Genomic DNA, 14,786 nt, shown 5'->3' with positions numbered 1-14,786 from the left:
TTCGGGCCTTGCAAAGCTCCCTAAAGCTCGTGAATACAAGGCTTGTGCACTGAACAATGTGCTGGATCGAGCGAAGCGCATAAGTTTTTTTCGGCATAACGCATATGAGAAATTCTTCTTAGCTTCTGCCTCAGATGTTCTTAGCTCTGTTGTTACAAGGCTGAAACGGTTTTAGCCAAAAATAACGCCAAATTATTGGCGACAGACAGGCACCATTGGTGAACAGGGAGATGTCCTTCATGCGCGTCCTTACCCCCCTCTGCAGCGCGGTTTTACTGGCCATCGCCTGTGTCCAGCAGGCTCAGGCCATGTCTCTGACCGAGGCCATTCAGAGCACGCTGGACTACCACCCGGAGCTGCTGGCCAGTGAGAACAACCGTCTGTCGGCGGATGAGGACGTGAAGGTCGCCAAGGGTGGTTACTACCCCGCCGTGGATTTGTTCGGCGGCTATGGCCGTGGCTACAGCGATAACTCCAGCACCCGCGCCCTGGGTAACCACAACACCCAGACGCAGTGGTACACCCAGTCGGAACTGCGCTTGCGGCAGATGCTCTTCGACGGCTTCAACACCGCCAACGAGGTCGGGCGCACCCAGGGGATCGTCAATTCGCGCGCGTACTTCACCCGCGGCACGGCCGAAAGCCTGGCCCTGCGCACCATTGAGGTGTACCTGGAAGTGCTCAAGCGCCGCGAGCTGGTGACCCTGGCCACCAACAACCTGCAAGCGCATTTACGAGTCAACGACCAGATCGGCCTGCGCACCGAGCGTGGCGTTGGCAGCAATGCCGACCTCGACCAGTCCAAGGCCCGCCGCGCCCTGGCGGAAAACAACCTGGACACCGCCCAGGTCGACCTCGCCGATGCCGAGGCGAATTTCTTCAGTGCCGTGGGGCGCATGCCCGATGAGCTGGAAACCCTGCCGTCGATTCGCGGGGAAGTTCCGCAGACCCTGGGCGAGGCCCGGCAGTCGATGATGGAAAACAACCCCTACCTGAAGTCCGCCCAGGCCGACGTGATGTCCGCCGAGAGTCAGTACGAAGTGGCCAAGTCGCCGTTCTACCCGCGCTTCGACGCCGAGGCCGCCGTCGGTGCCAACGACAACATCCAGGGCGATATCGGCCACGATAATCAATGGCGCGTGGGCATCGTGATGAACTACAACCTGTTCCGCGGCGGCAGCGACAAGGCGCGCCTGCAGTCCGACGCGCACAAGATCAACCAGGCCATGGACATCCGCAACAACGCCCTGCGCACCCTCAACGAGAACATCACCCTGGCTTGGAACGCCATGGTCAACGCGAAGAAACAAACCCCAACCGCCCGCGAATACGCCGACACCACCATGCGCGTACGTGCCGCCTATCAGGATCAGTTCGGCCTCGGCCAACGCACCCTGCTCGACGTGCTGGACAGTGAAAACGAGCTGTACAACGCCAATCGCCGCTACACCGAAGTGCGCTACACCGAGGAATTCTCGATGTACCGGATCCTGGCGAACATGGGCGAGTTGCTCAACAAATCGAAAGTCGTGGTACCGGCCGAAGCGATTGCCCAGAGCGAAGTGAAAAGCCAGGCGCGCCTGCCCGACATGCGCTAACCCACGAGGGAACTGCAGTTGACCAGCATGGCACCCGGCAACACTGGCGCCGATCCGCGCCTGAGCTTCGACGACCCGCTGCTCGATGGCCTGCTGATCCTGTGCAAGCTGCACGACTGCGCCGTCAGCCGGGCCAGCCTGAGTGCCGGTCTGCCGCTGGACAAGCAACGCCTGAGCCTCGACCTGCTGCCACGCGCCGCCGCCCGGGCCAACCTGCAGGCGCGGGTGCTGCGCCGCGAACTGGAGTCGATTTCGGCGCTCAACCTGCCGCTGCTGTTGCTGCTGCACAACGGTCGCTGCGCGGTATTGCGGCGCTGGGGCGACGATGGCAAGGCACTGATTCTGCCCAGTGAAGCCGAGGGCGGCGAGCAATGGGTCAGCCGCGAAGAACTGGCCGCCGAGTACAGCGGCCAGGCGCTGTTCGCCCGGCCCCGGCACGAGCTCGAAGAACTGCGCGCGCCGCTGGTGCCTCGGGTCAAGGCGTGGTTTCGCGACACCGTCAAGCTGTCGCGCTGGCTGTACAGCGACGCGATCCTCGCCAGTCTGCTGATCAACCTGCTGGGCCTGATGGTGCCGCTGTTCGTCATGCAGACCTACGACCGGGTGGTGCCGAACCAGGCCACTTCGACCCTGTGGGTGCTGGCTATCGGGCTGTTGATCGGCACCGCCTTCGAGCTGGTGCTGCGGCTGGTGCGCGCGCACTTGCTGGACAGCGCCGGGCGCAAAACCGACGTGATCCTTTCCGCGACCCTGTTCGAACGCATCACCGGCATGTCGATGAAGGCCCGGCCCGCGACCGTCGGTGGCTTTGCCCAGAGCATCCATGACTTCCAGGGCCTGCGTGAATTCCTTACCGCAGTGACCCTGACCAGCCTGATCGACCTGCCGTTTGCCGCGCTGATGCTGCTGGTGATCGGCCTGCTCGGCGGCTGGCTGGTGGTGATCCCGCTGCTGGCGTTCCCGATCACCATTGCCTTCGCGTTGCTGATCCAGACACGCCTGCGCGACACCGTGCAGAAGAGCCTGGCCCTCGGCGCCGAACGCCAGGCGCTGTTGATCGAAACCCTCGGCGGCCTGGAAACCCTCAAGGCCTGCAGCGCCGAAAGCGAACGCCAGCATCGCTGGGAAAGCACCCACGGCGCCCTGACCCGCCTCGACAGCCATGCGCGCAACCTCTCGGCGCTGGCCAGCAACGGCACCCTGTTCATCCAGCAGTTCAGCGGCATGGCGACCATCGTCGCCGGGGTCTACAGCATCATCGCCGGCAACCTCAGCGTCGGCGCGCTGGTGGCGACGTACATGCTCGGCAGCCGAGTCCTCGCACCATTGGGGCAGATCGCCGGACTGATCACCCGCTACCAGCAAGCGCAACTGACGATGAAAAGCACCGACGCGCTGATGTCCCTGCCCCAGGAGCGCGAAACCGGGCAACGGCCACTGGAGCGCACGCAGTTACACGGCGCGCTGGATGTCAGCGGGGTGACCTTCCACTACCAGGGACAAAACGCACCGGCCCTGGCCAATGTCAGTTTCAGCCTCAAGGCCGGCGAGCGGATCGGCATCATCGGTCGCAGCGGATCTGGCAAAAGCACCCTGGCCCGATTGGTGATGGGCTTCTACGCGCCCGACGAAGGCCAATTGCTGCTCGACGGCCTCGACCTGCGGCAACTGGATGTCGCCGACCTGCGCCAGCAGATCGGCTACGTCGCCCATGACCTGCCGCTGCTGGCCGGTAGCCTGCGCGACAACCTGACCCTCGGCGCGCGCTACGTCAGCGATGCACGCATGCTCGAAGTGGCCGAACTGACCGGCGTCACCGAACTGGCGCGCCAGCACCCCCAGGGCTTCGACCGCCCGGTGGGTGAACGCGGCCAACTGCTCTCCGGCGGTCAGCGCCAGGCGGTGCTGCTGGCGCGAGCCTTGCTGCTCGACCCGCCGATCCTGGTGCTCGACGAGCCCACCAGCGCTATGGACAACAGCAGCGAAGACGTCCTGCGCCAGAAACTGCAGGGCTGGGTCCAGGGCAAGACCCTGCTGCTGGTCACTCACCGCACCTCCATGCTCAGCCTGGTTGACCGGCTGCTGGTGCTCGATAACGGGCGAATCGTCGCCGACGGCCCGAAAGAAGCGGTCATTGATGCATTGCGCAAGGGCCGGGTCGGCTCTGCGGCCGATTAGGAGTCGCTTATGTCCGGTCCAACAGGTGAGCGCGGCTACTTTGGCAGCTTCGGCAAAAGCGCGGAAAGCGAGTTCATGCCGGAAACCGCCAGCGCTTCGCTGCAGGATTCGCCGCGCTGGTCGCGGATCACCGTGTGGCTGGCCGCCGCGCTGATTGTCACGGCGGTGGTCTGGGCCAAGTTCGCGGTGCTGCAGGAAGTCACCATGGGCGAAGGCAAGGCGATTCCGTCGAGCAAGGTTCAGGTGATCCAGAACCTTGAAGGCGGGATCGTCACCGAGATTTTCGTCCGCGAAGGGCAGATGGTGAACAAGGGCGACACCCTGCTACGCCTTGATGACACGCGTTTTCTATCGAACAAGGGCGAAAGCGAGGCTGATCGCTACGCGCTGACCGCGCAGGTCGAGCGCCTGTCCGCCGAGGCCGAGGGGCGGCCGTTCAAGCTTTCCGACGAAGTCATCGCCAAGGCCCCGCAGGTGGCCGAAGACGAACGCGCGCTGTTTGACCAACGGCAGCGCCGATTGGCCAGCGAACAACGGACGCTGAGTGAACAACTTCGGCAAAAGACCCAGGAACTGGCGGAATTTCGTTCCAAGCAGGGGCAATACAGTTCCAGCCTGGCGCTGCTCAACCAGGAGATGAACATGTCGGCGCCATTGGTGGGCACCGGCGCGGTGTCACCGGTGGAAATCCTGCGGTTGAAACGCAGCGCCGTGGAAGTTCGCGGCTCGTTGAACGCGACAACATTGGCGATCCCACGGGCTGAATCGGCGATCGACGAGATCAAGAGCAAGCTCGACGAATCGGTGCAGAGCTTTCGCTCGGACGCCGCCAAGGAGCTCAACGAGAAGCGCACCGAACTGTCGAAAATCACCGCCACCAGCATTGCCATCGACGACCGGGTGACCCGCACCACCGTGGTCTCGCCGGTGCGCGGAATCATCAAGGTGCTCAAGGTCAACACCATCGGCGGCGTGGTCCAGCCCGGCAGCGATATGCTGGAGATCGTGCCGCTGGAAGACAACCTGCTGATCGAAGCCAAGGTCCGCCCGCAAGACGTGGCGTTCCTGCATCCCGGGCAGAAAGCCATGGTCAAATTCAGCGCCTACGACTACACCATCTACGGCGGCCTCAGCGCCAAGCTGGAGCTGATCGGCGCCGACACCATCACCGATGACAAGGGCAACAGCTTCTACCTGATCCAGGTCCGTACCGACAAAAACCACCTGGGCGGCGACATCAAACCGCTGCTGATCATCCCCGGCATGGTCGCCACCGTGGACATCATCACCGGCGAGAAAAGTGTGCTCGATTATTTGCTCAAGCCAGTGCTCAAGGCACGGACCGAGGCGATGCGCGAGCGCTGATCGCATACCCCCTGAAGGAGGGTGGTCATTTACAAATGATTCCTCTGATAAGTCTCCTGCCCCATCGCCGCAATCTGCCCCTCGATCAACGCCTCGAAGGGTTGCAGCAAGGCATCGAATGATTGCGGGGCTTCCAGCACCTGCAGCGCTTGGGCAATCGCCTCCACTGTCGACAACGCCCCCGGCCCTGGTGCCTTGCGCAGGCGATAGCGTGAAACCCCGCCATTGGCCAGGGTCACTCGTGGCAAGGCCGCCAACAGCGGGTTGAGGTGCAGCAGTTTGCGCGCCTTGCGCCAGGTGCCATCAGGTACCACCAGCAACATCGGTTGCTCACCGGGTGAGTAGGCTTGCAGCGGCTGGGCGTCATCCGCCGGAAACAGCAGGCGCGCGGTATAGCCCGGCGGGTTCAGTAATTCGGACAAATCCTCGAACACCTCCCCCACCACCAGTTGGCTGTTGCTCAGCCCCAATGCCGCCAGACGCGCGGTGTTCAGCGCGTGGTTGACCTCGCTGGGATGCTGCAACAGCAGCACTCGGGTGCGGCTATCGAGATCGGGGATCAGCGGGCACAAACAGTGGGTTTGTGGGCGCAGGCAGCGCGGGCATTGGATTCTCGACATGGTCTTCAAGCCTGGTTGAGTTGCGCTTTGAGCAAGTCGCGGAAGGTCTGGATCAGCGGTTCGCGGCTGCGTCCCCGGCGCACGATCATCGAGAACGGCGCCTGGTAGCCGAAGGTCGCGGGCAACAATACCCGCAAGTCGCCCTTGTCAGCCCAGGCCTGGGCGTAGTGCTCGGGCAGGTAGCCGATGTAGGCGCCTGACAGCACCAGGATCAGCTGCGCTTCCATACTGTCGACGGTCGCCGCGCTGTGCTTGAAGCCGTGGCGAGCCAGTTCGGCCTGGCTCCAGTAACCACGGCCGACCATGCGCTGCTGGGTGATCAATTGCTCGGGGATCCGCCGTTCGCTGAACAGCGGGTGGCGGTTACTGCAATACAGCCAGTGCTGCTCACGGTACAGCGGCATGTAGACCAGCCCGCTCATGCGGTTGGAGAAGGCGCCGATGGCCAGGTCCAGGCGGTTGTCCTGTACCCCGAGTTGCAGCTCGTAGGGGCTCATCACCGACAAATGCAAATGCACCGCCGGGTGCTCCAGGGTGTAGGCGCCGATGGCTTCGGCGAACGGCAGGGCCTTGTCGCTGACCGTGGAGTCGATCACCCCGAGGTTGAGGGTGCCGCGCAACTCGCCCTTGAGCGCAGCGGCGTATTGCTCGAAACCTTCCAGCTCGCCGAGCAGGCGCAAAGTCTCCTGATGGAACAACTCGCCCTTGCTGGTCAGGCTGAAACCACCGCGCCCGCGATGGCACAGCACCAGGCCCAGGGCGGTTTCCAGCTGGCTCATGTAAGTGCTGATGGCCGAGGTGGAGAGGTTGAGCTCGTGCTGGGCATTGGCGAACCCCTGATGGCGCACCACGCTGACGAAGATGCGCAATAGTTTCAGGTCGGGTAACGGGTTGGCCATGAGGGTGTACTCGCTGGTGCCAGATGAATCTTCGCAGGCATTGCGGGCCGAAAGCGTCCGCCAACACACCACATCAACAAAGGCGAAGATTCTATCCCCCCGCCCCCCATTAGTTTAGAAATTTCTGAACTAAGTATTTGCCCGTAGCGATTCTTCCCCGCCACTACATTTCGCAGAATCCGCCCAACAGGTGCCCGTGCATTCCCGATGCGCTGCGCAACCCCATAAATAAAACAAAGACGATGAGGCCCTACCCGTGGACAAAATTCTTCACCAACCACTGGGCGGCAACGAAATGCCGCGCTTCGGCGGCATCGCCACCATGATGCGACTCCCTCACCTGCCTACCGCTGCCGGCCTCGACGCTGCCTTCGTCGGCGTACCGCTGGACATTGGCACCTCGCTGCGCGCCGGCACCCGTTTCGGGCCCCGTGAAATCCGCGCCGAGTCGGTAATGATCCGCCCCTACAACATGGCCACCGGCGCCGCTCCGTTCGACTCGCTGTCGGTTGCCGACATCGGCGACGTGGCGATCAACACCTTCAACCTGCTGGACGCCGTGCGCATCATCGAAGAGTCCTACGACGAGATTCTCGAACACGACGTGATCCCGCTGACCCTCGGCGGCGACCACACCATCACTCTGCCGATCCTGCGCGCCATTCATAAGAAGCACGGCAAGGTCGGCCTGGTCCACATCGACGCCCACGCCGATGTCAACGACCACATGTTCGGCGAGAAAATCGCTCACGGCACCACCTTCCGCCGCGCTGTCGAAGAAGGCCTGCTGGATTGCGACCGCGTCGTGCAAATCGGCCTGCGCGCCCAGGGCTACACCGCCGAAGACTTCAACTGGAGCCGCAAACAGGGCTTCCGCGTGGTCCAGGCCGAGGAGTGCTGGCATAAATCCCTGGCGCCGCTGATGGCCGAAGTCCGCGAGAAAGTCGGCAACGGCCCGGTGTACCTGAGCTTCGACATCGACGGCATCGACCCGGCCTGGGCGCCTGGTACCGGCACCCCGGAAATCGGCGGCCTGACCACCATTCAAGCGATTGAAATCGTCCGTGGCTGCCAGGGCCTCGATCTGGTCGGTTGCGACCTGGTGGAAGTCTCGCCGCCGTACGACACCACCGGCAACACCTCGCTGCTGGGCGCCAACCTGCTGTACGAAATGCTCTGCGTACTGCCGGGCGTGGCCCACCGCTGAGGGCAGGACCATGAACCCACAGGATCAGGTCCTGCAAGCCGCCGCCGATTTGGTGGCGGCCTTTGCCCGCAACGACCGCGAAGCCTACTTCGGCGCCTTCAGTGCCGACGCCAGCTTTGTCTTTTACACCCTCGACAAGCCCTTGCTGAGCCGCGACGCCTACCAGGTGTTGTGGGACAACTGGCGCAATGAAGAAGGCTTCGAGGTGCTGTCGTGCGCCTCGAGCAACGCGTTCGTCAGCCTGCAGGGTGACGTCGCGGTGTTTGTGCATGACGTGGCGACACGGCTGCGCATGCAAGGGGAGCAACACTTTAGCCAGGAACGCGAAACCATTGTGTTTCGCAAACAACAAGAAGGCCACTGGCTGGCCTGCCACGAACATTTATCCGCGATGCCGGAAGGGCTGCCCTCCCCTTAGCCAAGACAGGTGACGCTCACGGACGATGAGCGCGCCTTTATGATCGGAGCAGATCATGAATAACAACAACAAAGAACACAGCCTTAGCATTGAAACCAACGGGGTCGAACAGATCCCCGACCACGAACGCACCGCCCGGCCCAGCGACCTGTTTCGCCTGATCTTCGGCGGCGCCAACACCTTTGCCACCGCCGTGCTCGGCAGTTTCCCGGTGCTGTTCGGTCTGTCGTTCCAGGCCGGCGTCTGGGCGATTGTCCTGGGCGTGCTGCTGGGTGCGCTGATTCTGGCGCCGATGGGCCTCTTCGGCCCGATCAACGGCACCAACAACGCTGTGTCTTCCGGTGCACACTTCGGCGTGCACGGGCGAATCGTCGGTTCGTTCCTGTCGCTGCTGACCGCCATCGCGTTTTTCTCGCTGTCGGTCTGGAGTTCCGGGGATGCGCTGATCGGTGGCGCCAAACGCCTGATCGACCTGCCGGAAACCGACCTGACCCTGGGCCTGGCCTACGGTCTGTTCGCGATCCTGGTGCTGACCGTGTGCATCTACGGCTTCCGCTTCATGCTGTGGGTCAACCGCATTGCCGTGTGGGCCGCGAGCCTGTTGTTCCTGCTGGGGATCTTCGCCTTCGCCCCGGCCTTCGACAGCCAGTACGCCGGCAGCGTCGGCCTCGGTCAGGCCGGGTTCTGGGCAGCCTTTATCGGTGCCGCACTGGTGGCCATGAGCAACCCGATTTCCTTCGGTGCGTTCCTCGGCGACTGGTCGCGTTACATCCCGCGTGAAACGCCGAAGGGCCGGATCATGCTGGCGGTAATCCTGGCGCAGATGGCGACGTTGATCCCGTTCCTGTTCGGCCTGGCCACCGCCACCATCGTGGCGATCAAGGCGCCGGACTACATCGCGGCGAACAACTACGTCGGCGGCCTGCTGGCCGTGTCACCGAGCTGGTTCTTCGTGCCGGTGTGCCTGATTGCGGTGATCGGCGGCATGTCCACCGGAACCACCTCGCTGTATGGCACCGGATTGGACATGTCCAGCGTGTTCCCACGGGTGCTGTCGCGGGTTAAGGCAACGCTGCTGATCGGCGTGATGTCGATCGCCTTCATCTTCATCGGGCGCTTTGCGGCGAACCTGGTGCAGAGCGTGTCGACCTTCGCGGTGCTGATCATCACCTGCACCACCCCGTGGATGGTGATCATGATCATCGGCCTGCTCAAGCGCCGCGGCTTCTACTGCCCGGATGACCTGCAAGTGTTCACCCGCGGCGAACAAGGCGGTCGCTACTGGTTCAGCCACGGCTGGAACTGGCGCGGTCTCGGGGCCTGGATCCCCAGCGCACTGGTCGGCCTGTGTTTCGTCAACCTGCCGGGGCAATTCGTCGGCGTACTCGGCGAGCTGGCGGGCGGCATCGACATCAGCCTGCCAGTGACCCTGGGGTTGGCCTCGCTGGTGTACCTGGCGTTGCTCAGCCTGTTCCCGGAATCGGCCAGTGTCTACGGGCCCAAGGATTCACGCAGCAAGAGCACGGCAACACCGGTCATGCGCCAGATGGCATGACCCTGTAGGAGCGAGCCTGCTCGCGATGACGGCGGCACATTCAACCTTGATGTGACAAGCCAATCGCAATCGCGAGCAGGCTCGCTCCTACAAAAAAGCAGCACCCACAAAATCGCTTTGGTTTCACCATAAAAAAGACAATCGGAGACACGCCATCATGGCTTTAGATTTATTCGTCGTACTCATCTACGCCGCCGCAATGCTGCTACTCGGCTACTACGGCATGCGCAAAGCCAAGACCAACGAAGACTTCCTGGTGGCCGGTCGCAACCTCGGGCCAAGCCTGTACATGGGCACCATGGCCGCCACCGTCCTCGGCGGCGCGTCCACCGTCGGCACCGTACGCCTGGGCTATGTGCATGGCATCTCCGGTTTCTGGCTGTGCGCCGCGCTGGGTTGCGGGATCGTCGCGCTGAACCTGTTCCTCGCCAAGCCGCTGCTGAAGCTGAAGATCTACACCGTTACTCAGGTCCTGGAAAAACGCTACAACCCGATGGCCCGCTCGGCGAGCGCGGTGATCATGCTGGCGTACGCGCTGATGATCGGCGTGACCTCGATCCTGGCAATCGGCACCGTGCTGCAAGTGCTGTTCGGCCTGCCGTTCTGGATCTCGGTATTGCTCGGTGGTGGCGTGGTGGTGGTCTATTCGGCCATTGGCGGCATGTGGTCACTGACCCTGACCGACATCGTCCAGTTCGTGATCAAGACCGTTGGCCTGATGTTTATCCTGTTGCCAATCTGCCTGTACCGCGTCGGAGGCTGGGATGAGCTGGTGAGCAAACTGCCGGCGTCGAACTTCAGCTTCACCACGATCGGCTGGGACACGATCATCACCTACTTCATGATCTACTTCTTCGGCATCCTGATCGGCCAGGACATCTGGCAGCGCGTATTCACCGTGCGCACACCCAAGGTCGCCCAGTACGCAGGTACCCTGGCTGGCTTCTACTGCATCCTTTACGGCCTGGCCTGCGCCCTGATCGGCATGGCCGCCCATGTGCTGATTCCCGATCTGGACAACGTCAACAACGCCTTCGCCGCCATCGTCAAATTGTCTCTGCCTGACGGTATTCGTGGCCTGGTGATCGCCGCAGCCCTGGCCGCCATGATGTCCACCGCCAGCGCCGGCCTGTTGGCGGCTGCCACCACCCTGACCGAAGACCTGCTGCCGAAACTGCGCGGCGGCAAACCGTCGAGCCTGAAAATCAACCGCCTGTTCACCGCACTGACCGGCATCGCCGTACTGGGCATCGCCCTGGTGGTGAACGACGTGATCAGCGCCCTGACCCTGGCCTACAACCTGTTGGTGGGCGGCATGCTGATCCCGCTGATCGGTGCAATCTTCTGGAAACGCGCAACCACCGCCGGCGCCATCGCCAGCATGGGCCTGGGCTTTGTCACCGCGCTGGTGTTCATGTTCAAGGATGGGTTGGATGCGAATACGCCGATCTACTACAGCCTGGCGGTTGGCCTGGTGAGCTTCGTCGTGGTGAGTCTGGCGTCGCGTCGCCCGGCCATTGCGGCCAGCGCGATCTGATTTAGAGTCAGACGCCGTCTTACTTTCTTCGGCGGGTGCAGCGTCGGTTGCTGCACCCGTTTTTTTTCGCCTGCTGGAAAGTGCTTAGCGGCGGCGCTGCTGGCGTCGACGTTGCTCATCATCGGTGCGAATCGGCACCGGCTGCAGCGGCGGTTCAATCAAACCAAGCGCGACACCGAGGTCATGGAGCCAGTTTTGCAATTTCTCTTTCATGGTGCCCCCCTTCAGGGTAATGCCGAGCGACCGGGCTCATAAGAAGACGCTTCATACAGATAGTAGTCCTATCTCCTACGCAATGCTCGCCTCAGTACGCAAAGATCTGTTACCGGATTGATCTGAATCAAGGCCGTCGGTCCGGCCCGTAACGTCGGCGTCGCGCTGCAGTTGAATCCACGCCGTCAGGTTGGCGCCAACCATGCCTTTGCGCCACATCAGCCAGGTGGCGGTACTGGCGAACGGTTCAGCCAGGGGATGGACCGCCACACTCTCGCGTCCCGGCAAGCTCGCCAGCATCGACTCGGACATCAGCGCCACCCCGGAACCGGCTATCACACAGGCCAGCATGCCCTGATAGGACTCGATTTCCATCGCCCGGCCCATGGCCGCGTGGGAATGCGCGAACCAGGCCTCCAGGCGCATGCGATAGGAACAGCCCTGGCGAAACGTAAACACCGCCCTCCCCTGCACATCCAGCGCACTGCGCACCGGTGGGTGATCGGCCTCGCTGATCAGCACCAGTTTCTCGTCGCACAACGGCACACCGTCGAGCCCCGCCAACTGCAACGGACCGTCCACCAGTGCGGCGTCGAGGCGCCCGCTGAGCAAGCCTTCAAGCAACTCGCCACTGGGCGCCGACTGCACCTGCAGGTTCACCGCCGGGTAGCTGCGGTGATAACGCGCCAGCAACGGTGGCAATTGAATCGCGGCGGTGCTGTACATGGTGCCGAGGACAAAATTGCCCGCCGGCTGACCACCCTGCACCGCGGCCTCGGCCTCGTCATGCAGGGCGAATAGCCTAGCGCTGTAGTCCAGCAGCACTTTTCCGGCAGGAGAAAGCTGCAAGCGTTGTCGCTCGCGCAAGAACAACTCGACGCCCAGTTGCTCTTCCAACTGCTTGAGCCGGGTCGACAAATTGGAAGGCACCCGATGCAGACGCTCGGCGGCGCGCGTGATCGAACCTTCTTCGGCGACCGCACGAAAAATCCGCAGTTGACTCAGCTCCACAGCAATTCTCCAAAACTGAACAAGTTACTCACTATTATTCAATTTTAAAGAAAGTCAATCAGTCCTAGCCTGACGGTCATTGCTCCTTGCAGGAAATCTGACCATGACGCCCTTCGTTCGCTTGTCCGCCTGTTTTATCGCCTTGATGATGGCCATGGGCATTGGCCGCTTCGCCCTCACCCCGCAACTGCCGCATTTGCTCAGCGAAGGCCAGATCGACCTGACGGCCGCCGGCCTGATTGCCGCCGCCAACTACCTGGGGTATTTCATCGGCGCCCTGGACGCGATGTTCGCCCGTCGTCCCGCCCAGGTGAAGCGCCGCCTGCTCGGCGGGCTGTGGCTGTGCGTGTTGCTGACCCTGGCTTCGTTCTGCGCCAACGGTTTCTGGGCCCATCTGCTGCTGCGCTTTGGCACTGGCGTGGCCAGTGCCTGGGTGCTGGTGATGATTACCACGCTGAGTCAGCCACTGGCCGTGGCCGCTAATCGGCCACGCTTGGGCGCGCTGGTATTTGCCGGACCCGGACTGGGGATTTTTCTCACCGGGCTGCTGGCACTCGGCGCCAACCTGCTGCAGCAGAGTTCTGCTGTCCTGTGGTTGATCTACGCGGCGGTCGGCCTGTTGATGCTCATGCTGATCCTGCCTTTTCTGCCGCAACCCTCACCGAGTGCAAGCGCCACCCAACCCGCGAACGGGTCAAGCAACGCTGGCATCGCCCGCCTGGGCTGGACCTACGCGTTGTACGGATTGGGCTACATCATCCCGGCGACTTTTCTCTCGCAGATGGCCAGCGCACGGTTTCATGGCCTGTGGCAGGCCGACCTGTTCTGGCCGTGCTTTGGTCTGGCGGCAGCACTTGGCGTGGTGTTGGTGAGCTTGCGTCGGCCTGGGCCGGACTCGTCACGCCGGTGGTTGATCGCCACCTTGTGGTTGCAGGCCGCCGGTGTATTTGCCTGCCTGCTGGGTAGCGGTTTCGGTCTGGCGCTGGGTGTGCTGCTCTGCGGCACGCCGTTTCTGGCCTGCATGCAACTGGTGATGCAGCGCTCGCGAGAGTTGGCCCCCGCGGCGACCCAACGCAACGCCGGCCTGTTGACCGCCTGCTTCGCCCTGGGTCAGCTCAGCGGGCCATTGCTGGCGGCAGTCAGCAGCCATTTCAGTGGAGGTTTGCAGCCGGCGCTGCTGGTGGCGGGCAGCGGCCTGATACTGGCCGGCGGGTTATTGCTGGGTCCGTTCAGCGCTGCCCCAGCAGTGTGCGCAAACGCCGGCGAACCCACTGTTCAGCGCTGACAAAGGTGATGCCGAGCAACACCAGCACGGCGCCGATGATGAAGTTCAGGGTCAGTTCTTCGCCCAGCAGCAACACGCCGAAGGTCACGCCGAACAGCGGCGTCATGAACGAGAACACCGCGAGGTTCGCCGCAAGGTAGCGTCTCAGTAACCAGAACCACACCAGATAGCTGATAAAGGACACCACCAATCCCTGGAACAGCACGCTGCCGATTGCCACCGGGGTCAGGCTGACATGGGACACCTGGCCACTGAAGATCGCAATCAGCAGCAGGCCGACAAAACCGACGATCAGCTGATAGAACAAGGTCAGGGTCACCGGCGCTTCCGACAGCCGCGATGCACGCACCACCACCGTGGTAGCCCCCCATGCCGCGCCAGCCAGTACGCCGAGGGCATCGCCGAGCAGCATGCGCCGGTCCAGGTTGTCCCACGACACGCCGCCGGCAAATGCGACGCCGATGCCGATGAAGGCCAGCAGGATGCCCAGCCATTGCACCGCCCGCAGTCGCTCGCTGGGCAGCAACCAGTGCACCCCCAGCGCGGTGAAAATCGGCGCGGTATAGAGGAACACCGACATGTGCGCGGCGGTGGTCAGTTGCAGGCCTTCGGAGATAAACAGGAATTCCAGGCCGAACAGCGCGCCCGCGAGCAAGCCGCCGCGCCAGGTGGTGCCAACCTGGGTCCAGCCACCCTTCCAGCAGATCAACAGCCCGACCAGCAGCGCAGAGATGCCGGAGCGTCCGGCGGCCTGCATCACCGGAGCGATGTCCGCCGCCGCCCACTTGATCATCACCTGCTGGATGCCCCAGACCAGGCACAGACCCACCATGATTTGCAAAGCAAAACCATCGACGCTGCGCCGAGTGGCGATCATCAGGAAACCTCGCGGACAGAGAA

At 62.8% G+C, this 14,786-nt stretch carries 13 protein-coding genes; 8 read left to right on the top strand and 5 right to left on the bottom strand.

Translation table 11 applies throughout. The features are described 5' to 3' along the window. The first annotated feature begins 239 nt into the window (after positions 1-239). The 3 genes from KW062_RS08210 to KW062_RS08200 are packed head-to-tail and all read left to right on the top strand — an operon-like array spanning position 240 to position 5,141. Positions 240-1,598 (top strand): TolC family outer membrane protein, encoded by a 1,359-nt coding sequence (locus KW062_RS08210; RefSeq protein ID WP_105754334.1) that lies wholly within the window; start codon positions 240-242, stop codon positions 1,596-1,598. A gap of 18 nt (positions 1,599-1,616) precedes the next feature. After that, complete coding sequence (locus tag KW062_RS08205; protein WP_027619160.1) at positions 1,617-3,776, top strand: type I secretion system permease/ATPase; 2,160 nt, start codon at positions 1,617-1,619, stop codon at positions 3,774-3,776. Between the two features lie 9 nt (positions 3,777-3,785). Further along, positions 3,786-5,141, top strand: a complete 1,356-nt coding sequence (locus tag KW062_RS08200) for an HlyD family type I secretion periplasmic adaptor subunit (protein WP_027619161.1) — start codon at positions 3,786-3,788, stop codon at positions 5,139-5,141. A 29-nt stretch (positions 5,142-5,170) separates the two neighbouring features. Here the strand turns inward: KW062_RS08200 and KW062_RS08195 are convergent, their stop codons facing one another. Both KW062_RS08195 and KW062_RS08190 read right to left on the bottom strand, forming a co-directional pair. Next, entirely contained in the window at positions 5,171-5,761 is a 591-nt protein-coding gene (locus KW062_RS08195) for a tRNA-uridine aminocarboxypropyltransferase (protein WP_105754333.1), read from the bottom strand. A 5-nt stretch (positions 5,762-5,766) separates the two neighbouring features. Continuing rightward, entirely contained in the window at positions 5,767-6,660 is an 894-nt protein-coding gene (locus KW062_RS08190) for a LysR family transcriptional regulator (protein WP_027619163.1), read from the bottom strand. A gap of 256 nt (positions 6,661-6,916) precedes the next feature. Here KW062_RS08190 and speB point away from each other — a divergent pair, with 256 nt between their 5' ends. The 4 genes from speB to KW062_RS08170 all read left to right on the top strand — a co-directional run bounded on the left by speB (position 6,917) and on the right by KW062_RS08170 (position 11,377). Beyond that, complete coding sequence (speB, locus tag KW062_RS08185) at positions 6,917-7,867, top strand: agmatinase (protein WP_027619164.1); 951 nt, start codon at positions 6,917-6,919, stop codon at positions 7,865-7,867. 10 nt (positions 7,868-7,877) lie between these two features. After that, on the top strand, positions 7,878-8,285 hold the full coding sequence (locus tag KW062_RS08180) for a YybH family protein (RefSeq protein WP_027619165.1): 408 nt from the start codon (positions 7,878-7,880) through the stop codon (positions 8,283-8,285). 55 nt (positions 8,286-8,340) lie between these two features. Then, entirely contained in the window at positions 8,341-9,840 is a 1,500-nt protein-coding gene (locus tag KW062_RS08175) for a purine-cytosine permease family protein (protein ID WP_105754332.1), read from the top strand. A gap of 157 nt (positions 9,841-9,997) precedes the next feature. Further along, on the top strand, positions 9,998-11,377 hold the full coding sequence (locus KW062_RS08170; RefSeq protein ID WP_105754331.1) for a sodium:solute symporter: 1,380 nt from the start codon (positions 9,998-10,000) through the stop codon (positions 11,375-11,377). 84 nt (positions 11,378-11,461) lie between these two features. On the opposite strand, the gene KW062_RS28840 is transcribed toward KW062_RS08170, so the two are convergent. Together KW062_RS28840 and ptrR are read right to left on the bottom strand one after the other, a co-directional pair. Beyond that, positions 11,462-11,590, bottom strand: a complete 129-nt coding sequence (locus KW062_RS28840; RefSeq protein WP_009042667.1) for a PA1414 family protein — start codon at positions 11,588-11,590, stop codon at positions 11,462-11,464. Between the two features lie 75 nt (positions 11,591-11,665). Further along, positions 11,666-12,601, bottom strand: a complete 936-nt coding sequence (gene ptrR / locus KW062_RS08165; protein WP_256350900.1) for a putrescine utilization regulator PtrR — start codon at positions 12,599-12,601, stop codon at positions 11,666-11,668. Positions 12,602-12,704: 103 nt separating this feature from the next. Here ptrR and KW062_RS08160 point away from each other — a divergent pair, with 103 nt between their 5' ends. After that, positions 12,705-13,886: an MFS transporter gene (locus KW062_RS08160; RefSeq protein ID WP_105754330.1), complete on the top strand. Its 1,182-nt coding sequence runs from the start codon at positions 12,705-12,707 to the stop codon at positions 13,884-13,886. Here the strand turns inward: KW062_RS08160 and KW062_RS08155 are convergent. Continuing rightward, positions 13,831-14,763, bottom strand: a complete 933-nt coding sequence (locus KW062_RS08155; protein WP_027619169.1) for a DMT family transporter — start codon at positions 14,761-14,763, stop codon at positions 13,831-13,833. The genes KW062_RS08160 and KW062_RS08155 overlap by 56 nt on opposite strands. Positions 14,764-14,786: the final 23 nt, after the last annotated feature.

Origin of the sequence: Pseudomonas fluorescens (assembly GCF_019212185.1) — a bacterium.
In the GTDB taxonomy this organism is placed as follows: Bacteria; Pseudomonadota; Gammaproteobacteria; order Pseudomonadales; family Pseudomonadaceae; genus Aquipseudomonas.
The sequence above is the reverse complement of the archived record's forward strand: the minus strand, read 5'-3'. Positions and strand labels throughout refer to the sequence as shown.